The organism is Cupriavidus phytohabitans (assembly GCF_017815025.1).
In the GTDB taxonomy this organism is placed as follows: Bacteria; Pseudomonadota; Gammaproteobacteria; order Burkholderiales; family Burkholderiaceae; genus Cupriavidus.
On record NZ_JAGIQB010000054.1, the window covers coordinates 21,086 to 44,651 of the forward strand.

Annotated in this window: 17 protein-coding genes and 4 pseudogenes; 18 read left to right on the top strand and 3 right to left on the bottom strand. The window is 61.3% G+C overall.

Features of this window, described 5'->3' with window-relative positions; translation table 11 throughout:
- Positions 1-127 precede the first annotated feature (127 nt).
- Positions 128-250 (top strand): annotated as a pseudogene (locus J8I34_RS28140) (putative glycoside hydrolase); the annotation flags it as partial.
- Between the two features lie 147 nt (positions 251-397).
- Here the strand turns inward: J8I34_RS28140 and J8I34_RS28145 are convergent.
- Positions 398-1,846 (bottom strand): sigma-70 family RNA polymerase sigma factor, encoded by a 1,449-nt coding sequence (locus J8I34_RS28145; RefSeq protein WP_245176185.1) that lies wholly within the window; start codon positions 1,844-1,846, stop codon positions 398-400.
- Positions 1,847-2,245: 399 nt separating this feature from the next.
- Here J8I34_RS28145 and J8I34_RS28150 point away from each other — a divergent pair, with 399 nt between their 5' ends.
- Entirely contained in the window at positions 2,246-2,788 is a 543-nt protein-coding gene (locus tag J8I34_RS28150; RefSeq protein ID WP_245176186.1) for a hypothetical protein, read from the top strand.
- Positions 2,789-3,645: 857 nt separating this feature from the next.
- Positions 3,646-3,993 (top strand): hypothetical protein, encoded by a 348-nt coding sequence (locus J8I34_RS28155; RefSeq protein WP_209807545.1) that lies wholly within the window; start codon positions 3,646-3,648, stop codon positions 3,991-3,993.
- Between the two features lie 10 nt (positions 3,994-4,003).
- Here the strand turns inward: J8I34_RS28155 and J8I34_RS28160 are convergent, their stop codons facing one another.
- Entirely contained in the window at positions 4,004-4,522 is a 519-nt protein-coding gene (locus tag J8I34_RS28160; protein WP_348635811.1) for an ABC transporter permease, read from the bottom strand.
- On the opposite strand from J8I34_RS28160, the gene J8I34_RS28165 reads away from it, so the two are divergent.
- The 15 genes and pseudogenes from J8I34_RS28165 (at position 4,439) to J8I34_RS28235 (ending at position 21,441) form a co-directional block, all read left to right on the top strand.
- Positions 4,439-4,711, top strand: coding sequence for an ABC transporter permease (locus tag J8I34_RS28165; RefSeq protein ID WP_245176187.1), 273 nt, complete (start codon positions 4,439-4,441; stop codon positions 4,709-4,711). The genes J8I34_RS28160 and J8I34_RS28165 overlap by 84 nt on opposite strands.
- Before the next feature lie 594 nt (positions 4,712-5,305).
- The gene (locus J8I34_RS28170) at positions 5,306-6,244 is read left to right on the top strand and encodes a 1-phosphofructokinase family hexose kinase (protein WP_209807553.1); all 939 of its coding nucleotides are present in this window, start codon (positions 5,306-5,308) and stop codon (positions 6,242-6,244) included.
- A gap of 720 nt (positions 6,245-6,964) precedes the next feature.
- On the top strand, positions 6,965-9,466 hold the full coding sequence (gene glgP, locus J8I34_RS28175) for an alpha-glucan family phosphorylase (protein ID WP_209807546.1): 2,502 nt from the start codon (positions 6,965-6,967) through the stop codon (positions 9,464-9,466).
- 14 nt (positions 9,467-9,480) lie between these two features.
- Positions 9,481-9,946: pseudogene (locus J8I34_RS28180) on the top strand (universal stress protein); the annotation flags it as partial.
- A gap of 278 nt (positions 9,947-10,224) precedes the next feature.
- A complete protein-coding gene (locus J8I34_RS28185) occupies positions 10,225-10,668 on the top strand; it encodes an NUDIX domain-containing protein (RefSeq protein ID WP_245176188.1) in 444 nt (147 codons plus the stop codon).
- 110 nt (positions 10,669-10,778) lie between these two features.
- A complete protein-coding gene (locus J8I34_RS28190; RefSeq protein ID WP_209776975.1) occupies positions 10,779-11,792 on the top strand; it encodes an IS110 family RNA-guided transposase in 1,014 nt (337 codons plus the stop codon).
- Positions 11,793-12,495: 703 nt separating this feature from the next.
- Entirely contained in the window at positions 12,496-13,191 is a 696-nt protein-coding gene (locus tag J8I34_RS28195) for a hypothetical protein (RefSeq protein WP_029049007.1), read from the top strand.
- A gap of 14 nt (positions 13,192-13,205) precedes the next feature.
- Entirely contained in the window at positions 13,206-13,817 is a 612-nt protein-coding gene (locus J8I34_RS28200; protein ID WP_209807547.1) for a hypothetical protein, read from the top strand.
- A gap of 152 nt (positions 13,818-13,969) precedes the next feature.
- Positions 13,970-14,346, top strand: a pseudogene (locus J8I34_RS28205) (IS110 family transposase); the annotation flags it as partial.
- A gap of 551 nt (positions 14,347-14,897) precedes the next feature.
- A complete protein-coding gene (locus J8I34_RS28210; RefSeq protein ID WP_209807548.1) occupies positions 14,898-18,158 on the top strand; it encodes an AfsR/SARP family transcriptional regulator in 3,261 nt (1,086 codons plus the stop codon).
- Between the two features lie 121 nt (positions 18,159-18,279).
- Entirely contained in the window at positions 18,280-19,665 is a 1,386-nt protein-coding gene (locus J8I34_RS28215) for an FAD-binding oxidoreductase (protein WP_209807549.1), read from the top strand.
- Positions 19,666-19,724: 59 nt separating this feature from the next.
- The gene (locus J8I34_RS28220; RefSeq protein ID WP_156914450.1) at positions 19,725-19,892 is read left to right on the top strand and encodes a hypothetical protein; all 168 of its coding nucleotides are present in this window, start codon (positions 19,725-19,727) and stop codon (positions 19,890-19,892) included.
- Between the two features lie 324 nt (positions 19,893-20,216).
- Positions 20,217-20,441, top strand: a complete 225-nt coding sequence (locus J8I34_RS28225) for a hypothetical protein (protein WP_029049001.1) — start codon at positions 20,217-20,219, stop codon at positions 20,439-20,441.
- Positions 20,442-20,713: 272 nt separating this feature from the next.
- Positions 20,714-20,866 (top strand): annotated as a pseudogene (locus J8I34_RS28230) (DNA-binding protein); the annotation flags it as partial.
- 2 nt (positions 20,867-20,868) lie between these two features.
- Positions 20,869-21,441, top strand: a complete 573-nt coding sequence (locus J8I34_RS28235; RefSeq protein ID WP_209807550.1) for a PIN domain-containing protein — start codon at positions 20,869-20,871, stop codon at positions 21,439-21,441.
- Positions 21,442-22,602: 1,161 nt separating this feature from the next.
- Here J8I34_RS28235 and J8I34_RS28240 read toward each other — a convergent pair.
- Positions 22,603-23,283 carry an HpcH/HpaI aldolase family protein gene (locus J8I34_RS28240; RefSeq protein ID WP_245176189.1) on the bottom strand — a complete coding sequence of 227 codons (681 nt, stop codon included), beginning with the start codon at positions 23,281-23,283 and terminating at the stop codon, positions 22,603-22,605.
- Positions 23,284-23,566: the final 283 nt, after the last annotated feature.

Sequence of the window (23,566 nt, forward strand, 5' to 3'; positions counted from 1 at the left end):
TGCCACTGGCGGATGTGCTAGCGTGGCGGGCCGGTGATTCCGACAACCTGCCGCCGCGCGCGGTTGTGCTCAGCGTCGATGACGGCCACCGCTCCGTCTACGAGGTGTTGTGGCCAATGCTCGCTACGAGGAAGCAGCACGGATGGGGTTCGACGAGGTGCAGTTCGACTATCTGCGGTTTCCCGATGCGCCAGGAGGGAGATCCTGGAGTGAGCTCCCCGGCTTAGATGGGATAGACGTCGCTGCGATACCCCGTTCACCAGATGGGCGCCCGGGGTAGCGCCTTTTCCAACGCTTGAAGGCGCTGCCCTAGGCTGTGGTTTCTTGATTGCAGCCTCGTCTGAGAGCGTGCGGCCCCGAACGAAGCGTTCGCGCCCTGCACCGCATATCCTGCCAATCAGCTCTCTGTTGCGAGAAACGTCTGTGCCGCCCGTGCCTGCGCTGATGTACGCAGCGCTTCCAGAGCCTTCTGCTCGATGTGGAGCACCCGTTCGCGCGAGAGGCCTGTTTGCCGGGCGATTTCCTCATGGCTGTTTGGAAGAGAGCCGCCGATGCCGAAGCGCCGGCGCAAGACGTCGGCTTCCTTCGGTGTCAATGTCGTCAACAATGAGGAGACGAATTCGCGCAGACGCGTATCGGCCAGCGCTTCGAAGGGATCCGGCGCGCCGTGGTCCTCGATGAGTTCGGCGAGACTCGTCTCGCCGTCCGCGACAGGCGCGTCGAGCGAGCGGGTTGCGGCAGGCAGGGTCAATAATGTTCGTAGCTTGTCTTGACCCAGCCCACATTCGCTTGCCAGTTGCGCATGCGCCGCCTTGCGGCCCGTGCGCTGGCGGATGCGCTCGGCGATGCGGCGAATGCGACCCAATTCGTCCCCGACGTGTACTGGGAGCCGGATCAGGCGCGCGCGGTCGGCCACGGCCCGCATTACGGCCTGGCGGATCCACCATGTGGCATACGTCGAGAACTTGAGATTCTTGCGGTACTCGAATTTTTCGATGCCACGCAGCAGCCCGATGTTGCCCTCCTGAACTAGGTCCGCCAGGTCCAGGCCGCGGTTCTGATACCGCTTTGCAATCGACAGCACGAGTCGCAGGTTGGCCTCGAGCATCTTGCGCGTGGCCCGATGGATGCGTGCTTGTGCTGCCATCACCTCTTTGGCGAGCGCGCCGACCTCGGCGCGCGGATCGACGCGATCGCCGGCGGGTTCGCTCCCCGCGGTGTTCAGACTTCGCATGACCCGCGCCACGCCCTCCACGAGCCGTGCCGGTTGCGCGTTCGCCTCGAGCAACGCGAAGATCGCTTGGCGGGCACGCCGGTAACCGGGCGCGTCGATGCCCCCCCGGCGCAGCGAACGCCACATTGATACTAGAGGTTGGCGAATCTCGCCCAGCGTCTGCGCGTTATCGATGACGCTACGCACCTCGGCTCCGTTAATCCATGCCTCGATCGCGCGCGGACATCCGGCGAACGCCCATAGGGCGTCACGCCGACCGGCTTCGATTTCCTTCGCAAGGGCGACTTCTTCGTCCTTCGTCAGCAGCGCAACGGAGTACATGCGACGGGCATAGACCGCGAGCGTGTCCGTTGACGCGCCTGTCCCCTCGGCGACGTCGTCGAGGAGCTTGCTGGCTTCTTCAATCGCGCCGGGGTCGACACTAGTCCCGGTGGTTTCCTGCAAGCTTCCAGCCAGCGGCCGCTCTTCGAGTACCTCAACGCCCAGCTGCGCGAGCGCGGCGAGCACGGATTCGAGTTCTTCCTGTGACGCGTGTTCGGCCGGCAGTTCGTCGACAACATCCGAGTGGATCAGGTAGCCCCGCTCTGTGGCGAGCGCTAGCAGTCGGGCCATGGCTTGGCTGGGATTGCCCGCGTCTCTTACGCGGTCATGCGTACTCATCGCGTGTGCGGGCTCATCCCGCTATAAAGCATTGGCGGGTTCTGTCCCGCCTGTTCAGGCAGCCTTTCAAATCCGCGAACGCCTGTTCGCTCCGGCCTGCCCCATGGTTGACAATCTGGGGATGAAGCTGAAATTCTCAACCCGGGATTTTGGGCTCAGCGGTGCCGGCCCTGTGTGACGGCGGAGAGACTACGCGGCACGCAGATATCGCCTCGACCGTGCCTTGGCTTTGTTCCGCCTGGCGCTCTATCCTAAAGACCGCTTGGTGCCGTTCGCCTAAGGGCACGTATGGGATATCGGGCAGTGACATGGCGACCGGACAGGCGCGGATCGACTTCAAGGGGAAATACTATGAGCGTGAGCGAGCCTTTCAGTTACCTGGCTTACGAACCCAAGGGGCCCGGCCTGATGTGCGCGGTGATGGTGATCGTGGAAGGCGAGAACGTTTATGGGTGGTATACGGGGCCGGTCCGCGACAAGTTGGTCGCGGCGTTCTTCATGCTCGAGCACTACTACTCGACGCATGAGACTGCCCTCTATCACAGCGTGGATGACGACGTCTATGGCGAGTGGGTACTGACCTATCCGCCGGTGGAAATCGATGCCGGCCGCTACTCGCCCGTGCCGGAGCCGTTGGGCCATGCACTGGAACGTGCACAGGATGCTTTTGCAGCCGATTGGCTCTTCTATTGCGACGATCCTGCCGCCGCAGCCGATGTCGCGTGGTATCGGGAGCACAACCGGCCGCTTAAGCGGGCGGGCATCCGCCACGGGAAGCTGAACAAGTTCGAACAGGGGCAGATCGTCTGGACTTATGCATCGCCAGGCATGGATCTGAACGTCATCGACTTCCTGCGCCTGCGATGGCCTTTGGACTACGCTCTCGCGCCATAGGCGGCTGGCGGCATGACGCGCGTGGAGGTCCGGCACACGGGGAAGACTACTACTACCGAACTGCGCGTGAAGAACGGTGATCGAGCAGCCCTGCGCTCGTGGTTGCCACAAGCCCCGGCGAGACTCTGCGTCGCTAGGTCAATCGCCTGTTCGAAGATTTCGACCGCGATTTCAGCCTCTCATCCATCCAATGCCCGACACCGTTCTAGCGCCGGGACGGTGTAGATGCGTTTCCCAAGCTCACGCACGAGAGCGGGATCGAGAGCTGCACGGCTCAGGAAAGCAGCGCCGATAGCTGGCAAGTCTGCGGCGCCAAACTCGCTGGACTCGACTGCAAAGCGGCCACGACCGGTACAAGTGCCGACAGCGCTCCTTCGCCGGACTTCGTTGCCTGTCGGTTCTGCCCAATCCATTGGTGTAACTGGTTGGCGTTGACTCCAGCCTTGAGTGCCATGCTCGAAACCCCCCGCCCCCGAACTCAGGCACAACTGAACATCGCCGCTTGGCTAGCGGATCGTTCTCCCGCTTGCCATTGGAGCGCACCCGCACCGCCTGAAGCGGTAAGAAATCAATTTGTTCCTCTCCCATGTTTGCGTCCGCAGAAGTCGTTGCGAGCTACCTGAGCTTGCCCAGATCGGGCGTCCGTCATCAAGCGCTTACGGTTGTTCTGAATGAATACTTGATCCAGCCCAAATCCTATGCGCGAAGGCTAACTAATGTAGAAGTGAACGCGTTGCGGTTGAGTGCCGACGCCAAGTTGGCGCCAGCCGGAACAGAGCCGGCTGACAGGCCGCCTGGCTGTGTGCCGACTCCTGCAAGGGCGTTGTACAAGCCTTCACTTACTTGCGAGAATGAATATGTTCAAAAGGATTGCTCCTGCCCTGGCCGCCGCTGCATTGGTTGCCCTTGGCTCACAGATTGCGCACGCGCAAAAGAACTACACGGACGGTGGTGACCTGTACAGCGGTAGCCACACTGACAAGACGACGGATCAGAGCCCGACAAAGTCCGGTAAGTTCGATCCGTATACGGAAGGTCGGAAACAGTCGAACAAGGCACGCCTGCCCGGCAGCGGCAGTACGGCAGAACCCAAAGCCAGCAGCGCCCGGTCTGGCAAATTCGACCCTTACAGGGAAGGTGCGAAGTCGGGCAAATTCGACCCCTATACGGAAGGTGCCACGAAGCCAGGGGAGAAGCCCCAGTGATTGGTGGAAATTATGCGCACCCGTCGTGCACTGGGCGCTTGGGATATGGCAGCCGGTCGTTGCCGACCCTGCGCACCCACCAGGCCGTATAAGTCACGACCTTGAAGTCACCGCAGTCCATCTTCTCGAATGCCTGCATGAGGCCGATATTGCTCTCCTGGACCGCCAACGTTAGTACCATGAGAATGGAGGAGATCGCGTTGACTTCGGGCGTGACCGCAATGCGGATCATTGAGTAGATCTGCAGTGGCAGCGTAGGCTGGCCGGGTCCTGCAGTGAAGAATGTCACCACGAAGTCGTCCATCCATAGTGTGAATGCAAGCAGTGATCCCGCAATGATCCCGGGAAGGATTAACGGCAGCATGACGTACCTGATGGCTTGCCATGGTGAAGCCACGAGGTCGCGCGCCGCGTCGATCAGGCTCTCATCGAGACCGATTCGCGCTTGAATGCCGAGTGGAGCGGATTTACGCTGCGCTGGTATGGCGTCCCTGCCAAGGGTCCCGCCATGCTGAGGGCAGCCCGGAATTCTCTAGTCATCGGCCTGGTTGCCGCCGGGACGTCGAGTGTACATGGCACGCTGGCAGCAGCCGCGCTGCGCCGGTATCGCCCTCCCATGCTGACGACGCTGGTGCTCGCGCGGATCGCCATGCCCGAAGTACTGATGGGGGTATCGCTCCTGCTCTTCTTCGTTTCGATCGCAACAATTGCTGGATAGCCGCGACTGGCCGTTGGGCTCCGCCCTGTCATCGGCACTGGTGGGCAGCGTCCTGGCGTTGGCAGGTCTCGGCTCGCTCGCTGCCCGCGTAGGCCGTGCAGCGCGTCCAGGACTCCTTTCCCCCGCGCAGGCGAAAGCCTCGGCGGATGGCAGCGCGCAACCACCAGGCGAGGGGATAGGCGACGCCGCGCTCGATGCGGCTTGCGACATGCCGCGAACCGTTGAGCGGGGTTCGGGCAGTGCTTCATTCAAGATAGCGGCGGGCCGGTGCCGGCCATTGTTCGGCGTCAGCGTGTGCCGTCAGAACGTGCTGTCGCGGAAGTTGCGCAAAGAGGGAGATCGTGCCTAGGATGAGAAGAGCTCTTGCACGGACGGCCGTAGCGGCACATGGCTGGCGACACTCGCGCATGATCTGGTTTGAGGAGCTCCGGCGCTCTGACATCGGATTGTTTGACGGGGATGATTCCATTTCCGTGACCCCCGCAGCTTCATAGCGGTCAAGCACACAGTTGCTGCCGCTAAAGCGGCGGTGGCGATGGCGCGTTGAACAACAACCCTTCAGCATTACGGCAGGGCCATGCCAATCATTGGATGATGACAGACATTCTGACCATTACACCGAATCCCGCCGTGGATGTGGCAACCTCGATCGACCGAGTGTCAGATACGCGCAAGCTAAGATGCAGCGAGGCGAGGCGGGATCCAGGAGGCGGCGGGATAAATGTGGCACGCGTTATCCAGCGGCTTGGCGGTGATTGCCTCGCCGTCTATCTCGCTGGAGGTGCCACGGGGACGCTATTGCAACATCTGCTCGAAGTAGAGCGAGTGCCAGGTGTGTGCCATGCGATTGCCGGGGAGACACGCGAAAATTTTTCCGTGACTGAATCCTCCACCGGACGCCAATTCCGCTTCGTGCTGCCAGGGCCAAAGGTAACGCAGGACGAATGGGAGCGTTGCATCATTCATCTTGAGACGCTCGCCGAGCCGCCGCGGTATCTGGTGATGAGCGGCAGTCTGCCACCTGGTGTTCCTGTAGATTTCTATGCAAGGCTTGCACGCCTGGCGCGGGCGCGCGGCACGCAGATCGTCGTGGACACTTCGGGTCCCGCGCTCGTTTGCGCATTGAACGAGGGAGTCAGTCTGGTCAAACCGAGTCTGGCCGAACTGCGTGAGTTGACTGGCTTGCCATTGCACGGTGAAGAAGAGTGGCGCAATGCCGCGTTGGAAGTTGTCCGAGAAGGGCGCGCGCAGATGGTGGCACTTACGCTCGGCGAGCAGGGCGCATTGCTGGTTACCGCGGATCAGACCTTGCGAGCGCCAGCCTTGTCTACGCCAGTGTCCAGTTCTATCGGGGCGGGCGACAGCTTCCTTGCTGCAATGGTCTGGGCGTTGAACCGTCACACAAGCAAGAGGGAGGCATTCCACTATGGGCTGGCGGCCGCTTCTGCGACCTTGCTGAGCGCGGGAACAGGGCTTTGTCAGCGCGCAGACGTCGACCGGAAGTACCGGGAAATCTCGGGGGATGAAACCTGAGGCAGGAGAAGGGTTGGAGCACCGCAGCAAACGATGATGCCTGCACCGCTCACTTCGCACCGCCGCTTCAGGTACTGCTTCTCACGATTTAGTCTCGATCAGTTCGTCGCGAATCAGGAATCGGCAGCACAGCTCTGGTGGGCAACGCCCTGGATACTCTGCCCCAGTCCGTGAATGGCAAGTGTGGCCGACTTCACACGCGGCTCATCGGTCTCGGCTGCGTCCCATTCCTAATGCCATACGGCCTTAGTCCTCGGCGGTGACGCGGGCCCGAGCCGAGAGCGCCCTTGATCGAGATCAAATCCTTGCCGGGCACAGCGTCAAGAATTAGACACGCACCCATACGACTGAGGAGCGCGATTGTGGTGGAATTGGCTGATGCTGCAACCCGGCAGGTGCGACACGGCAATGACAATAGTACTTTGCGCCAGTTGTTGGTGGCATCGGAAATTTTCCCTCTGGCCAAAACGGGTGGTCTCGCTGACGGGCTGTATGAAACGCGGCCTAAGCGCTGGTCAGAACTCCGGGAGCTGGCCATGTCGAGCGATTTTGCCTGGGCGCGCTCGGCAGCGTGCTACGCGTGTATCTCCTGATGCCTTTGCACTGACGCAGTAGACTAGTTGTCTGTCGGCATACGCGGAGCGGCCCGACATGCGCAGCCAACCAAAGCAGCGTGGCGCCGGGCAGTTGCAAACCAACCTATTGTGCTGAGGATCCCACGTGTATGCGTTCTTGCCGCGAACCCTGCCGGAGACGTTGTCTGCGTTGACGGAGCTGGCACTCGATTTGCGCTGGACCTGGAGTCACGCGCTGGATGCCTTGTGGCAGACCATCGAGCCAGAGCTCTGGGCGCGCAGCCCCAATCCATGGGTGATCCTGCAAAACATTTCGCAAAAGCGTCTGGATGAACTCGCGGGCGACAGCATCTTTTTGCAGGACCTCAATCGGGCGATTGAGAATCGCCGGTGCTATCTCAGTGAATTAGGTTGGTACGCTAGAAGGCGGGATAGCGACAGCCCCATCAGGGTTGCCTACTTCAGCATGGAGTTTGGCCTGAGCGAAGCGCTCCCCCTGTACGCGGGCGGGCTCGGAGTGCTGGCGGGCGACTATCTCAAGACGGCCAGTGATCTGGATGCGCCAGTGATTGGCATAGGACTGCTCTACCAGGAAGGCTATTTCCGCCAGATCATTGATGCGAATGGAGACCAGCGCGAAGCCTATCCCTACAACGATCCGACGAGCCTGCCGGTCCAGCCGACGATCGGCGCGGATGGCGCCTGGCTGAAAGTTGAACTGAGGCTGCCTGGCCGTATGCTGTTTGTCCGTGTATGGCAGGCGATTATCGGACGCACCCGGTTATACCTGCTCGATAGCAATGATGTGCGCAACGGTGCCGCGGATCGCGGCATCACGGCTAAGCTGTACGGCGGGGGGGCGGAAATGCGACTGCTCCAGGAGGTGGTGCTCGGCATTGGGGGATGGGCCATGCTCGAGGCGCTCGGCATCGAGGTGGAAGTGTGTCACCTCAACGAAGGTCACGCGGCGCTGGTGGTCCTGGAGCGAGCCCGTCGCTTCATGCAGCACACGAATGTTTCGTTCCGGGAGGCCATGTGGGCCACCCGCGCCGGGAACGTGTTCACGACGCACACGCCAGTACCGGCAGGATTCGACGCATTTCCGCCATCATTGGTCTATACGTATGCGCGCGAGTATCTTCGTGAATTTAACCTCTCGGTCGATGATTTTCTTGCGCTGGGCCGGCTTGACCCGACCGACAAAGACGAACCGTTCAATACTGCCTATCTGGCACTGAAAGGGTGCGCGCATGTCAATAGCGTGAGCCGGCTGCATGCCGAGGTCAGTCGCAGGCTTTTCAGCGGCTTCTATCCACGCTGGCCGCTGGATGAGGTGCCTATACGACATGTCACCAATGGCGTGCATATGCCGTCGTGGGATTCGGTTTGGTCGGATCATTTCTGGACCTGCGCCTGTGGGAAAGACCGCTGGCTCGGTACTGTAGAAGGTCTGGCCGAGCCCATGTCCGCGAGTGTTGACGAGTCCCTTTGGACGCTGGCTGCCAAGCAACGACACGATCTGGTGCGCTACGCGCGGGAACGCCTGGCGTGGCAGCTGGGCCAGCGCGGCGCCTCGCCGCAACTGGTTTCGGAAGCTGCGCAGGTACTCGATCCCAATGTCCTGACGCTTGGTCTGGCACGCCGATTCGCTGAATACAAGCGACCGAATTTGCTGCTAAAGGATCCGGCGCGCCTGACACGTCTGCTCACGGACGCACAGCGACCCTTGCAACTGATCATCGCAGGGAAAGCCCATCCGGAGGATGCGCAAGGCAAAGCGCTGATTCGTGAGTGGTTCGAGTTCACACATCGCTCGGAGCTTCGCCGGCACGTGGTGTTCCTGGAAGACTACGACCTGGCGCTCGCACAGCATCTGCTGCAAGGCGTCGATGTGTGGATCAATACGCCGCGAAGGCCGCGGGAGGCCTGTGGCACGAGTGGCATGAAAACGTTGTGCAATGGCGGGCTGAATCTGTCGACGCTGGACGGCTGGTGGGCGGAAGCTTATCGGCCCGAGTACGGCTGGGCAATCGGAAGCGGGGGGGATGGCAGCGACGAGGCTGACGCCGACAGCCTGTACCGCCTGCTCGAGGAAGAAGTTGTGCCTGCATTCTATGCACGCGACGCGCAGGGTATTCCGCGCAGCTGGGTGCAGCGCATGCGGGCCAGCACGTCGCATCTGGCACCGCGTTTCAGTACAAATCGGATGCTTATTGAGTATATGGAGCGCTTCTACCGGCCTGCGGCACGCACCTATCGGCGACGCTGCGAAAGCGGAGCGCGGCTGGCGCGAGCATTGCACGCATGGGACTCCGCGCTTGCCACAGATTGGCACGAGGTACATTTCGGGGCGGTCGAGGCAAGGCGCGAAGCAGACCAATGGCATTTCAGGCTACCCGTGTATCTGGGTGAAATTTCGCCAGATTCAGTCAAGGTGGAACTCTATGCCGCCGCGGATGGCAAGCTTCCCGCCGAAAGTACTCTAATGAGCGCTGAAGGGTCGATAGCGGGTGCGATTTCAGGGTACATCTTCTCAGCGTCTGTGCCGGCGTCCCGTCCGGTAGAACATTACACGGCAAGGGTACGGGCCTGGCATGAAGAAGCGTTCCTGCCCGCGGAGTCTGCATGGATTGCATGGCAGCGCTGAACGGTGCTAGCTTCGTCGCGCATCAGTTTCTGGAATCCTTGATACTTGAAGCCGGCAGGCCGGTGCTCGTGATTCCGTTCGCGGGGGTGTTCCCAACGGTGGGGACGCGGGTCATGCTGGCATGGAATGGCAGCCGGGAAGCGACAAGGGCCCTGCACGACTCCATTCCGCTCATCGCCGGCGCCGAGGTCAGGATCCTGAACGTACAAACCACCTCCAAGGAGATGCGCGCGGACGCAACGCCTTGCAGCCACGCGGCCCGGACGCTGATGCGCTACGGCGTTGCCGTAGAGATCGAGCACGGTACCGGGGGCTCCGATCTAACCATCGGCGAGTTGCTGCTCTCTCGCACGGCAGATTTCAATGCTGACCTGATCGTCATGGGGGCCTACAGCCATGGTCGTGCGTGAGCTCGTGCTCGGCGGTGTGACGCGCACGTTGCTGGCGTCCTTGACGGTTCCCGTGCTGATGTCGCACTGACCTCCGCCTGGACCGCCGGCGTGTAGAGGGTTGCTTCGAGCAGGCCGCAATGGCGATGGCGGGGATATCTTCCGAGCTTCGGCAAATCGAGCGGTGGACCGGCGTGATGGTCGCGTGCATGTTCAAGCAGATAGGCGATCGTATGGGGTGGCAGCGAGTGCGGTGCACGATCTCCAGCAGCGCGCCGGCGTGGGTGGGCCCCTTCCAGGTCGGCCACGGCACGCGAGCGCGGTTCTTCCCCCAGCGGGGAATAGGAATAGGAATAGGGAGAGGCCGGGATGTCGCATCAAATGAAGCGATCGGCGGGCGTGGTTGTGCTGCGGCCGGAGGCGGGCGAATGGCGTTGTCTCATTCTACGTGCCTACCGGAATTGGGATTTCCCCAAGGGGTTGCCTGAACCAGAGGAGACCGAACTGGTGGCGGCATCGCGCGAGACCGACGAGGAAACCGGCCTGACAAGGCTGCAGTTCCGGTGGGGCGAGCAGTACTACGAAACCGAGCCCTACAACCGCGGCAGCAAGGTGGCTCGCTATTATCTGGCGGTTTCGGACCGGGGCGACGTTGTCTTGCCGATTAGCCCGGAACTGGGCCGGCCGGAACACCATGAATTCCGCTGGGTGTCTTTTGCTGAAGCTGAGCAGCACTTGCCGCCGCGTCTGTTGCCCGTACTTGAGTGGGCGCGGAGGATCGTCGAAACGAAAAGTCGCGAGAGACCCTCCTGAAAGGGGTAATCGAATGGAAGGGACTTCCCCGTCCCGAGGTTGCGGCGGAAGCCGCCAGTTGGCACCAAAGTGCCATGATGGCTGCAACACAACCAGCGAAGGGGAAGTCCATGACTATCGTTACCGTTGGAATTGACCTTGCCAAGAACGTGTTTGCCATTCACGGCGTCGACCAAGCCGGCAAGGCAGTGCTGGTCAAGCCGAAGGTCTCACGCGATCAACTGGTGCCACTGATTGCGCAGTTGCCGCCCTGTCTGATCGGTATGGAAGCCTGCTCTGGCGCGCATCATTGGGCGCGGTTGTTTCGCCAGCACGGTCACACGGTCAAGCTGATGTCGCCGAGACTGGTGGCACCTTACCGGATGTCCGGCAAACGCGGCAAAAATGACGCGGCGGACGCGGCGGCCATCTGTGAGGCGGTGACCCGGCCCAGCATGCGCTTTGTGCCGGTCAAGGATGAGCACCAGCAAGCAACCCTCAGTTTGCATCGGACCCGACAGGGATTCGTCGAAGAGCGTACCGCCACTTACAACCGCCTGCGCGGGCTGCTGGCAGAATTCGGCGTGGTATTGCCACAAAAGCCGGAGCGACTGCGCAAGGAGATCGGGGTCCATCTGGAAGCCATACCTGGCTGGGCGAATCGGTGCATCCAGGACCTGCTAAATCATGCCAGCAGGCTGGAGGAGAAGCTGGACGAATATGATCGTGCCATCAGCGAGATTGCGCGTGAAGACGAACGCAGCAAGCGCCTCATGCAGTTGCGTGGAATCGGCCCCACGACCGCCAGTGCCTTGGCTGCCAGTATTGGTGCCGGACATGACTTCAGAAATGGTCGCCAGGTGGCAGCTTGGTTAGGGTTGACACCGGGACAGCACAGCAGCGGAGGTAAGCACCGCCTGGGCAGCATCACCAGAGCCGGAGATGCCTACCTTCGCACGCTTCTGGTTCTGGGGGCTCGCGCGGTGATAGCAAATGTGGGCGACAAGCAGGATCGATACAGTCGCTGGGTTCGAGACCTGATAGAGCGCCGAGGCTACTGGCGCGCGTCGGTCGCCATTGCAGCCAAGAATGCGAGAATGGCTTGGGCGGTGCTGAAATATGGCGACGCCTTCAAACATGCGTAAGCGCAGATAACTTGATCAACCAGCTTTCAATAAGCTACAGCCGAACTCATGAGCAGCTAGGTCACTTTGCACTGCCAGCGTTGATGTGAAGCGGGTTGGACCCGCGCGAGGCATACCTGGGAAAAGTCGGGGGACGCCAAGCCCGATAATCGAACGAGGCCCTCGCGCGCGTCTTACATCAGGGTCCGGGCCTGCGGCCCAACATGACCGTTTGTAGTACTGCAGTCCTCCACCTCCTCACGTAACCGCGGCGGACAGTCGGCTCACAACAAAAGCTCAATTGGCGTCTTGCGCCAACGGGGAAGCCCTTGTAGTACTTTTCGCTTGGCGTCACTCCTTCCTATATATGAACGGTGGAATCCTGCGATTCGAGACCGCCGATAGTGACCTCACTGTGCGCTCGACTACCCGAATCGGCGGCGGGCACCCCTCATCTTTGCGCTCGCAGCGATGGCATGTCCGTGATCTGAGACATAAGCCCGGCTCATATCTACCTTTCATAACGCCGAATTGCACTGCCATGGCCATCGCCTATTATCCGTGAGCGCTTGACACCGTTTCTTCGTTCGAGCGCTTTTTTGTTCCTCCGATTCTGCAATCCACACATCTATAGAAGCGATGGGATAGGCGTATCCCAAGGCAGCCGCATGCCCGCTGCCCTTGTTCCTCTTGTATTGACCGGGAAAATCAGGAGATCACAAAAATGGCTTTTCTTGACACAATTCGGAACGCGCTCAAGCCCGATGACACGAAGGCGCGTGAGCAACTCGACATACTGAAGAAGGCAGCAACCGGTGAACTGGACCGGTATCGCAACGAGCTCGTGCAGAAGATGCGAAACCCAGACGCGTTCCGCGAGGAAATCGTTCCATACAAGATGTTTGAGCACATGGAGCAGTACCGCGTCAGCGTGACCGACAAAGCCGCCGAACAGATTTCCTCCATAGTCGACTCGTTCTTTTCCGGCGGTGAAAAGGACGTCAAGGAAGGCTTCTCCACCCTCATTAAGTTTGCCTTTGATGCAATTCTCGGTAGCCAGTCGGCCGGCGAATCGTCGACGCAGAATTGGTATATCGCCCTCGAGCGCGGCGCCCTTATCCGGGTCGACGTGATGGCCTGGCGCTACAACTTCACTGGCGAAGGCCTGATCACGGATGTGAAGAATGCGTTCTGTTTCACCGCGACGAAGTCGTTCGTCGATACCGCCACACTCAAGGACCAGGAACTCATCTACTTCGTCGCCAAAAGTCTTCACCTTTCGTCGGTGGACGAGATTATCAAGAACAAGGTCCTGGCAGACTATGTCGAATTCCTGCGCAAAGGATTCAGAGCGCAACCTGTCAATGCAGCAATAGCGCACTACGAACGTCTCGCCGGCAAACCCGTTGTCTTGGTGTAAGAGGGGGGCTTGCCATGCCATTCAACGACACACAGATCAACTCCATCATCCGGAAGTACGCCGAGAACCGGGAGGCGCTCGGCCGCTTCCCTCCACCAACCAGAGAGACAATTCAGGTCATCGACGCAGTCATGAATCTCGTGGCCCCGCTCGACTTGATCGACGGCAAGGCGCCGATCGAGGATGAGCTCGGTCATATCGCCATGGCGGTCTTCCACTTGCAAACGCCGAAGATCCAGAATGCTTTCATCGTGGCGTTCTCTGGCGGGGCGGCTTCACGTCCGAACTTCGACCAGATCAAGGCTGTATTGAAGCCGGCGCCTTTGCTTGCCGCTCTGGGTATGGAAGACGCGGAAGACCACGAGGTGGCTTTCCAGTTCGAATACCGCATGGACCCGGAGGTCGCTGTATGGCCTTGCGCCGAACCTAAGGCGCTGGTCGTCGCTGAGAGATTGGACTCGAAGCTCCTTGGGTTTGCCTGCCGGTGGTATGCCGCTTCGCAACTCTCTACGCCGCACAGACTGAACATTTCGTTTGTGGAGACCCGAGAGGCGTTCATGTTGCCTTGCGAGCAATGCCTTGGTTTGTTCGGCAAGGCAGAACGGTGGCCGCACATCCACGTGTGAGTCCGGGCGCAGAGACTCTAGATCTGCCTTGATGACCTCCTTCGGGAGGTCATTTGCTTTTGGACGTCCGCACCGAACTCGGGGTAATCGAATGAAAGGGACTTCCCCGACCCGAGGTTGCGGCGGAAGCCGCCAGTTGGCACCGACGTGCCATGATGGCGTGTCGAGGCTCATCACAACCAGTGTTTGCCATTCATGGCGTCGACGAGGCCGGCAAGGCAGTGCTGGTCAACCCGAAAGTCTCACGCGATCAGTGGGTGCCACTGATTGCGCAGTTGCCGCCTGGCGCGCATTACTGGGCACGGTGTTTCGCCAGCACGGACACACGGTCAAGCTGATGTCGCCGAGACTGGTGGCGCCTTACCGGATATCCGGCAAGGGCGGCAAGAATGACGCAGCCGACGCGGCAGCCATCCGCGAGGCGGCGACCCGACCGAGCATGGGCTTTGTGCCGGTCAAGTACGAGCGCCAGCAAGCGACCCTGAAATTGCCTGGAACCCGACTGGGATTCGTAGAAGAGCGTCCCGCACAACCGCCTGCGCGGATTGCGTCGGCTGCATTCTTAGCGCCGCGAAGTTCAGATTGATGCGCCACAGGAACCGGACCTTGTCATCGTTGCAGAGCATCCTCGCCATTGCGGCAGCCAAGGTCTACTCCCTTCCAGCTGTCCCGTTTTGAAGCCGATATCGGCACCCTCGTGCGCGCCGTGGAAATGAATTTTCCGCCTTTGATGACAGGTTGCCGTGCTAAACGCTTTTGCCATCCCCTTCACCTTGGGTGAAATATGCAGTTTTAGCCACTATACTGGGCAATTTGGACTCTTTTCGTGCGCGGTGGCAGGATGGAGTGCCCAATGCGCATGGGAAGGAGCGTCTTTCTCCCAAGTGCTTGGTTCAAGCGAGTAGCGCGTCACACACAAGCATGCCGGCCTTGACAAGACTACGGCCGCCTGCTTGATCTGAGAGTCAGGTTCCCATGTCGTATCGGATTCGCATTAGCGGATGAAGCTGCATCTACCCTAACTTTATTGTGAATCCAATGTCGCCAGACCCATCGCTTTGTGCTGCATTGCGCTCCAGTATGACTTCCCACGCCCGCTACTCCGTCTGTTTGTTTGGAGAGTTCCAGCTCGACGGCGCTGACGCGCCCCGGTTTAACGCAAACTCGCCCCGCTTGCAGGCACTGCTCGCCTGCCTTGTCCTGCATCGGGACGCACCGCAGACGCGGCAACAGCTTGCTGTCCTGTTCTGGCCTGATTCCTCGCAGGCACAGGCGCGCAATGCCCTGCGTCAACTGCTGTTTCAGCTGCGTAAGGCCTGGCCGGAGGCAGATCAGTTTGTCCATGCCGATGCGCAAACGGTGCGATGGCTGCCCGATGCGGAGCTCGACCTCGATGTCGCTCAATTCCAGTCCGCGCTTGCGGCAGCAGCCAGGGCCTCGAGGCACGGCGACGCAGGCGCTGAAGAAGAGTCGCTGACGCATGCCGCGGATCTCTATCGCGGTGATCTGCTAGCCAACTGCTATGACGAGTGGATCCACGCCGAGCGCGAAAGGTTGCGCGAACAGTGCATCGCCGCGCTTGCGCGCCTCGGTCAACTGAGTGAGGACCGGCGAGACTATGTAAAGGCGCTGAAGTACACACAGCAGTTGCAGCGGCTCGACCCTTGCCGCGAACCCACTTGCATGGCGCTGATGCGCTTGCATGCGCTGAACCATGATCAAGCATCGGCCATACGCGCCTATCAAAACTGTGTGGAAACGCTCGCTCGCGAATTGGGTGTCCTGCCCGGCGAATCCATGCGCGAGGCCTATGCGCGGCTGGCTGCGCAGGCTGCGTCAATGCAGCGCCAACGCCCGCGGGACGCAATGCTGCCAATGATTGGTCGGCATGGCGAATGGCGCCGGCTTATTGAAGTCTGGCAGCGCACCCAGCTGGGCGACAAGCAGTTTGTCCTGATCCTGGGCGAAGCCGGCATCGGCAAATCGCGCCTGGCAGAGGAACTGCTTGTCCATCTGTCCGAGCAAGGCATCACCGTGGCGCATTCGCGCGCCTATGCGGCCGAGGGCCAGCTGGCGTTTGCACCGGTGACCGGCTGGCTTCGCAGCGCTGCTCTGAGTGGTGCGATTGGCAAGCTCGACAAACTGTGGCTGACCGAGGTCACGCGCCTGTTGCCCGAACTCCTCACGCAGCAATCCGGACTGTCGCCGCCGTCGCCTCTTACCGAGTACTGGCAACGCCAGCGGTTCTTCGAGGCGCTTGCGCGAGCGGTGCTTGCACAAGGCGGGCCATTGCTATTGCTGCTCGACGACCTCCAATGGTGCGACGGCGAGACGCTTGAATGGCTGCGCTTCCTGATGCGCTTCGACTTGACGGCAAGGCTTATGGTGGTCGCAACGGCGCGGCCAGAGGAAATCATGCAGCTACAGGCGGCGAACAGGTTGCTGGACGCACTGCGCCGCGACGACCAGTTAATCGAGATCTCATTGGGGACACTCGATGCGGCCGAAACGGCAAAGATAGCGGCCCATATCTTGGACCGGCCGCTGGCCGACACGGAAGCAACCCGGCTGTTTGAAGAGAGCGAGGGTAACCCGCTGTTTGCGGTCGAAATGATGCGGGCCCGCTCCGACACCATTCCGGTCGGGAACGCACAGGGCGGCATGGCGTCGAAGTTGCCGCCCAAGGTTTACACCATTATCTCGAACCGGCTGGCGCAGCTTCCTCCGGGGACCCGCGATATTGTCGGGGTTGCTGCAATCATTGGCCGGGCGTTCACGACCGACATCCTCGCCCAGGCAAGTGATCTCGGCGAGGATGCCCTGGCAGGCGCGCTGGACGAGTTGTGGCATCGGCGCATCGTGCGCCAGACGGACAGTAGTGGCTTGGCGTTTGACTTCAGCCATGACAAGATCCGCGACGTGGCATACGCCGAAGTGAGTCCGCTGCAGCGCCGCCGCATGCATTTGCGCGTGGCGCGAGCGCTCGAGCAGGCGCCAGGCGATGCGCCCGACGCGGCAAGCGCGCAGATCGCCTCGCACTATGAGCAGGCTGGCCTGCCAGCCCCGGCGGCGGCATTCTATCGGAGCGCGGCCGGCGTTGCACAGAATGTGTACGCCTATGACGATGCCATTGCGTTGCTGACGCGCGGGCTGGAACAAGCGGACCGGATTGCCGATCCGCAGGAGCGCGCCCGTCAATCGCTGGCCCTCCAACTCGACCTTGCGCCACCGATTCGCATCGCCCGAGGTTGGGCGGCCCCCGAACTGGAAGCGCCGCTGCGACGCGCGGTGGAACTGAGCCGGCTGGCGGGCGACAGACATCAGCAAGCACGCGCCCAGGTCAGCCTTTCATTTTTCCTTGAGGTCAGGGCGGAGCTTGCACAGGCACGCAGCCTGAGCGAGGAACTGCTTGCGGGTTTGGGCACTTCGGGTTCCGGTACGTACTCAGTGATGGCATGGACCTGCGTCATGGGCAGCCTGGTCCAGCAAGGCGACTGGATGGCCGCCGAGCCGGCGTATCAGCGCGCGCACGCGGCTTATGACCAAACCCAGCACGCCGAGCATGCGTCCCTGATGGGCGGTAACTTCGGCGTGCTGGCTGCCGCGTGGTCGGCGCACGCACTATGGTTCAGGGGGCTTGCCGATCAGGCCCTTCAGCGTGGACACGAAGCGCTGGACATGGCGAACCGGGTAGCGCACCCGTTTTCGCAGGCGCTCGCGCTGTCATATCTCGCCACGCAGCATGCGCTGCGGGGTGAGCACGATCTCACGCTGCACTACGCCCGCCGGGCGCAGGAGATCGCCGAGCAGTACCACGTAGGCTACTACCTCGCCTGGGCAGGCGTGCTGCTCGCCTGGGCGAAAGCAAAACAGTCGCCAGGCGCCGACGCAGTGGCGGCGATGCGGACGGCGATCAAGGGCTTTCACGCGACGGGCGCACGCCTGCGTTTGCCGCTCTACCTCGGCATGCTCGCGGAATGCCTGGGCGATGTGGGAGAGACCGAGGCGGCGTTGGCGGCGTTGGACGAGGCATTCGAATGCGCAGAGCGCACCGGCGAGCACTGGGTGAACGCCGAGCTGTACCGTCTGCGCGGTGAATTGCTGCTTCGCAGCAGCGCCAACCTTGCCGAAGCTGAGTCATCGTTGACCAAGGCGATCGAGATCGCCACAGCCCAACGCGCGCTCCCGCTTGAACTGCGGGCTACCCTGTCATGGACAGCGCTGCGCATCTCGCAGGGCCGCGTCGGTCCGGATGAGGTGATTGGGGCGCCGCTTGCGCGATTCACCGAGGGTTTCGATCAGCCCGACGTCGTCAGGGCGCGGGCCTTACTTGCGCGTTAATCCCGGCCCGACCGCCGCGGGGCCCGTCGGGAGCCGAATCCCCCTTGTAACGGCGCACCTAACGCTTTCGAAACGCCGAGGTTGCTAAAACTCCTGCATACCAGCCGGACAGGAGGCAACCATGGAAGCTTCGTTGAGCGAACCCGTCGCGACGGATCTCAAGGCGCATTTTCGGGGCCAACTGATTCAACCGGGCGATGCGGCTTACGACCAGGCACGTGCCGTGTACAACGGCATGATCGACAAGCATCCTGCGCTCATCGCGCGCTGCGTCGATGTCGCGGATGTCATCGCGGCGGTGAACGCCGCGCGCGACGGCGGGATGCTGCTGGCCGTGCGTGGGGGCGCGCACAATGGCGCCGGGCTCGGCACCTGCGATGGCGGACTGGTGATCGACCTGTCGCCAATGAAGGGGGTGTTTGTCGATGCCGGACGCAAGACGCTGCGGGTTGGCGGTGGCTGCACATGGGGCGACGTGGATCACGCCGCCAGTGCCTACGGGCTGGCGACGCCGAGTGGCTTCATCTCGACAACTGGCGTGGGCGGACTGACGCTCGGCGGCGGCATCGGCTACCTCAGCCGCGCCTACGGCCTGACGATCGACAATCTGCTCGGCGCCGAGGTCGTGCTGGCCGACGGGCGTGTCGTCACCGCAAGTGAAGAGGAAAACGCCGACCTGTTCTGGGCATTGCGCGGCGGCGGTGGCAACTTCGGCGTGGTGACCTCATTCGAGTTCAAGGCTCATCCCCTTGCCACGGTCTATGGTGGCCCCATGCTATGGCCGATGGAGCAGGCACGCGAGCTGATGACATGGTGGCGCGACTTCATCCTGAGCGCGCCGCAGCACATCAATGGCTGGTTCGGTTTCGTCACGGTGCCGCCTGTCCCGCCATTCCCAGAGGAAGTTCACCTGCAAAAAATGTGCGCCGTGGTCTGGTGCTACACCGGGCCGCTCAATCAGGCCGAGACGCATTTCCGCCAGATTCGCCAGGCGGTTCCGCCGGCGGTGGACTTTGCCGGGCCGATCCCCTGGCCAGCCCTGCAGAGCCTGTTCGACGGACTGTATCCGGCGGGCCTGCAGTGGTACTGGAAAGCCGACTTCGTCAGCGACCTGAGCGACAAGGCCATCGATCTGCACATCAAGTACGCGCAGCAATTGCCGTCGATGCACTCGACCATGCATCTGTATCCGATCAATGGCGCAGCGCATCGTCCCGGTTGCGACGACACGGCCTTCAGCTACCGCGATGCCAACTTTGCCAGCGTGATTGTCGGCGTGGATCCCGACCCGGCCAACAACGATCGCATCGTGCAGTGGGCGAAGGACTACTGGCTGGCTCTGCATCCTCACTCTGCTGGCGGCGGCTACATCAACATGATGATGGACGAGGGGAACGACAGCGTGAAGGCGTCCTATCGCGACAATTACGCGCGACTGGCGCAGATCAAGCGCAAATACGATCCGGCCAACCTGTTCCGCGTGAATCAGAACATCTGGCCCGCCTGACGCAACACGATTGCGACGTGGGCGCAGGTACCCCTTGCGTCCCGCGGAAGGAGACTTTCATGAACAGGTTGTTGTGCATGGGATTTGCAGCGTTGATGCTTGCTTGCGCCGGTTGCCGCGACACCGGGGCCACCGCAGATGGCTCCAGCGATAACGCCATGGGTGCTATCGCGAGCACGGGCGAGCGAGCAAATGGAGAGCTGCATTCGCTGTACCTGTTGCGCTAAAGCGCATTCGGACACATAGGGCGCACGCCTGCACAACCAAAGGAGACTGGCCCGCGTGGAAAGGTTGACGGGCCTTCACTGACGTCGCTGGCGCCGCTGTTCGTAATGCTCCGATGGCTACACTGAGGGCGCTCTTTCGCCGCATCCGCACTAACTGATCCAGAGTCCGGCGCGACGTCGCTACCACAAGATGGCAGTCGGCACGCGCCAGGCAACGGCTTGCACGGCAGAGGCGATCCCGTGCGGCCCGTGCCGTTCCGTCTGATCGCCTGCACGAGGAGTGCGGCCGCAGCAGCGCCGCCGACACCCCTGTTGGAGATAGCAATGCGTAAGAATCTTGCCAAGACCCTGCTTGCCACTGTCGCACTCGCCGCCGGCCTCAGTCAGACCGCCCACGCCGGTGCATATGCTGATGCACTGATCGTTGCCGTGTCGGGACACAACGGCCAGCGCGACGCCTTTACCGATGGGGGGCGCATCAGCTCTCGTGATGGCTTCACCGACGGCGCGCGCAGCGGTGCACGCGACAGCGGGGCATGCCTGTCCTGAGCCGGGGCAGGGCAACGGAGCGGCTTCTCGGAGCCGCTCAAGGTTTCGCGAGTTGCCTTAGAGGGTAATTGTCCGAACCGTCGAATTGTAACGATGACGGTCCGGAAAGCTGCACTGGTAAGGCCGATTTCGCATCCATCGAGATTTATGACAAGCCTCTGAATCACAAGGATGCAGGCCAAGACCTGATGCTGGTGCGAGATCCTTTTGCCGCCAAGGCTTAGCCGATGACGCGGCTGCTGTCCGTCATCGACCACAAGCGTCGAGCCTGTGAGAAGGGCGAGATCCCGTTCCGTAAGGTCAACACGCATCGGCGCGTCCGCTATCAGGAGGTTGTCAGCTACAAGCAGCGCATTGATGGCGAGCGACGCAAGGCACTTGATGGACTTGCAGCACAGGCCCAAGAGTTGGACATGGGCTATTGAGCATGACTTCCAACTTCGCTGTAGTCTACGATGCTTGCGTTCTCTATCCTGCTTCGCTGGGCGATCTGCTGATGCGGCTCGCGGTGACGGATCTGTACCGTGCAAAGTGGACGAATCAAATTCATGACGAGTGGATTCGCAACCTCCTCGCGCGGCGGCCGGAGCTTTCCGCGGATCGCCTTGCAGGCACTCGCGAACTGATGAACCGAAGTGTTCGGGATTCGCTAGTTTTCGGCTATGAGCACCTTATTGAATCCATTGAATTGCCTGACCCTGACGATCGACATGTGGTTGCGGCCGCAATTCATAGCGGCTCGGAGAGAATCATCACGTTCAATATGAAGGACTTCCCCGCAAGCCGCGCTCAAGGAGTTCAACGTCGAGGCGATCCACCCGACGATGTCGTCGTGGATCTCTTTGATCTGAATGCAGGGAAAGTCTTGGCGGCAGTGGCGAAACACCGTGCATCTCTGAAGAATCCACCGAAGTCTCCTTCGGAGTATTTGACCACCCTTTCGGCGCAAGGCCTGACGCAAACGGTGTTGATCCTAACGCAGTACAGTCTGGCAATCTAAATCCCCAGCCTCATCTTGGCATTCCGCCGCGACAGAAGATACTGGGCCTCCAGACGGCAGCTGCAGCGAGCTTACGGTTTTCGTCCGTTTGCATAATTTTGTTCCCGCTGGTCGCCCGCCAGTTCGCCGTTTTCGAGGTACCGAGAACAATTTTATGCAAAGAAATTTTGCAGAACATTGTTCTTCCGGCCGACGTTTTGCGTAATTTTGTTCCTTTCCCGGCGGATCGGTCAGTCGGTGCGCAGCCCGCTGCAGCTTGCGAAGCCGAGGACGGCCGCCGTTAGGGGCACCGCGTGCACCGTCGTGCGATCAAGGGCCAATCCGGGGCACGCCGGCGGAGGCTGCAAGGCGGCCGCCGCGCGCCTTCCCGCGGCGCTCCTTGGCCTGGCCCAGGGGGCCAGGAACAAAAATCTGCAAAATCCGGGAACAGTTTTATGCAAACCGACGATAACGGCGCGACGCACAGTCGATTGCCTTGCCTTTTTGACATAACGCCAGATCGGCGTTTTTTTGCTGTGGGCTGGGGTGTTATGTTGATTGAGAGAGCTAGCGGGCTGCGGTCGCAGCTAGGCGCTCAGTCCGCCGCCGGCGCGTGGACGCCTAAAGGCAGGAGCAAAGTCGAAATGGGCCGCGGCATACATGACATTGCACGCACAAACTTCTTTACCGTGCTGATAGAAGACTACCCATTGGTGAGGCCCGTGCGTCAATTCGTAGTAGGTGGCTTGCCGCGCCCACCCGAGCGAACGGTCACTCGGGTAATAATCGCCGCTGCGGCGGCAAGCTCATAGATTGCCGCGCGGAAGCTCGAGACGGCAACAGCGCCTGAATCATCCGCGCATAGCATTCCGACGCAAAGCGACTCCACTGTCTGATGCAGTTGGGCCCCGCATTTGAGGAAGCCTGACAACCTATCTGCGCGGTGTCATTGCAAGGCCATACTGCTGCAGATGCTGCCTCACCTCTGCAGAGCATCGGCAGAGCCAGCGATCGGGGAATTATGAGCGTGCATGGGAAATTGACTATCAGAAGTCGAGATGGCGTAGAAAGAATGCAATGTGGCGAGACAATCAATGGTAAAGGTGAGCAGCAAGTGAACTCGCTCTTGCCAGCACGACAGCGAATGGGCTTCTCCACGAACCGCTCCCCAGCGCTCAAATTTCACCCCCGATAGCCCGCCACCAGCTGCTTCATCGCCCGGAAGGCCGTGGCACGGTCGTCGCCGAGCAGGAAGGCGTGGACACCCTGTTCGCGCCAGTGCTCGTATTGGCCCGCGGCCCGCGGAATGGCACAGAATGGCACGCCGCGTGCCTGGCATGCCTGCGCGATACGGCGGATCGCCGCTTGCACGGAAGGATGCTGCGCGTCAGCGGGCACGCCAAGACTTTGCGACAGATCGATCGCTCCCTCCAGCACCATGTCGATGCCTGGCACGGCAACGATCTCGTCGATCGCATCGACACCCTCCCGATCCTCGATCATGGCGACCACCATCAGCTCGCGGTTGGCCTGCTCGAGGTAGGCCGGCAATGCCAGTGTGCCGAAGCCGGTAGTCCGCCCCCCAGCAATGCCACGCTTGCCGAGCGGGTGGTAGCGCGCGCTGTCGACTGCGAGTTGCGCGACTGCGGGACTGCACACGTGTGGAACCACGATGCCCTGTGCGCCAGCATCCAGCACGCGTAGGACGATGTCCGGCGCGGCCCGTGGCACGCGTACCAGGGCCGTGGCACCGGCACACTCCGCGGCGCGGATCATGTTCTCCAGAGTCTGCGGGTTCACGCCGACGTGCTCGAGATCGAGGATCACGAAGTCAAAGCCGGCGTAGCCGATCATCTCCGTCATCAGCGGCAGGGGCAGCGAGTTGATCAGCCCGAATACATCGCGCCCGGCAGCGAGGGCGGCTTTCAGCCGGTTAGTGTACGCCCGTGAGGGCGTGCTATCTGCGGGGTGTAAGTCCCCGTCGGAGTTGGCCACAGCTCCGTAGCTGAAGGTAACTGCGTCGTCGCGAGGCGGGGTGGGGAGTAACCGGAAGCGAACTGTCGGTCCGTAGGTTAACGAACCTGTTTCGGCGGGGTATGGCGGCGAGCCTGCACTAAAGTGGCGAAGCCTGGAAGCAACACAGCAC

Excerpts from the sequence above, each read along its gene's own strand:
- J8I34_RS28170 (WP_209807553.1), top strand. The coding sequence starts at position 5,306 with ATGACAGACATTCTGACCATTACACCGAATCCCGCCGTGGATGTGGCA.
- J8I34_RS28215 (WP_209807549.1), top strand. The coding sequence starts at position 18,280 with ATGGAAGCTTCGTTGAGCGAACCCGTCGCGACGGATCTCAAGGCGCAT.
- J8I34_RS28220 (WP_156914450.1), top strand. The coding sequence starts at position 19,725 with ATGAACAGGTTGTTGTGCATGGGATTTGCAGCGTTGATGCTTGCTTGC.
- J8I34_RS28190 (WP_209776975.1), top strand. The coding sequence starts at position 10,779 with ATGACTATCGTTACCGTTGGAATTGACCTTGCCAAGAACGTGTTTGCC.
- J8I34_RS28150 (WP_245176186.1), top strand. The coding sequence starts at position 2,246 with ATGAGCGTGAGCGAGCCTTTCAGTTACCTGGCTTACGAACCCAAGGGG.
- J8I34_RS28145 (WP_245176185.1), bottom strand. The coding sequence starts at position 1,846 with ATGGCCCGACTGCTAGCGCTCGCCACAGAGCGGGGCTACCTGATCCAC.
- J8I34_RS28225 (WP_029049001.1), top strand. The coding sequence starts at position 20,217 with ATGCGTAAGAATCTTGCCAAGACCCTGCTTGCCACTGTCGCACTCGCC.
- J8I34_RS28200 (WP_209807547.1), top strand. The coding sequence starts at position 13,206 with ATGCCATTCAACGACACACAGATCAACTCCATCATCCGGAAGTACGCC.
- J8I34_RS28235 (WP_209807550.1), top strand. The coding sequence starts at position 20,869 with ATGACTTCCAACTTCGCTGTAGTCTACGATGCTTGCGTTCTCTATCCT.
- J8I34_RS28155 (WP_209807545.1), top strand. The coding sequence starts at position 3,646 with ATGTTCAAAAGGATTGCTCCTGCCCTGGCCGCCGCTGCATTGGTTGCC.
- J8I34_RS28240 (WP_245176189.1), bottom strand. The coding sequence starts at position 23,283 with ATGACGGAGATGATCGGCTACGCCGGCTTTGACTTCGTGATCCTCGAT.
- J8I34_RS28210 (WP_209807548.1), top strand. The coding sequence starts at position 14,898 with ATGACTTCCCACGCCCGCTACTCCGTCTGTTTGTTTGGAGAGTTCCAG.
- J8I34_RS28185 (WP_245176188.1), top strand. The coding sequence starts at position 10,225 with ATGTCGCATCAAATGAAGCGATCGGCGGGCGTGGTTGTGCTGCGGCCG.
- J8I34_RS28195 (WP_029049007.1), top strand. The coding sequence starts at position 12,496 with ATGGCTTTTCTTGACACAATTCGGAACGCGCTCAAGCCCGATGACACG.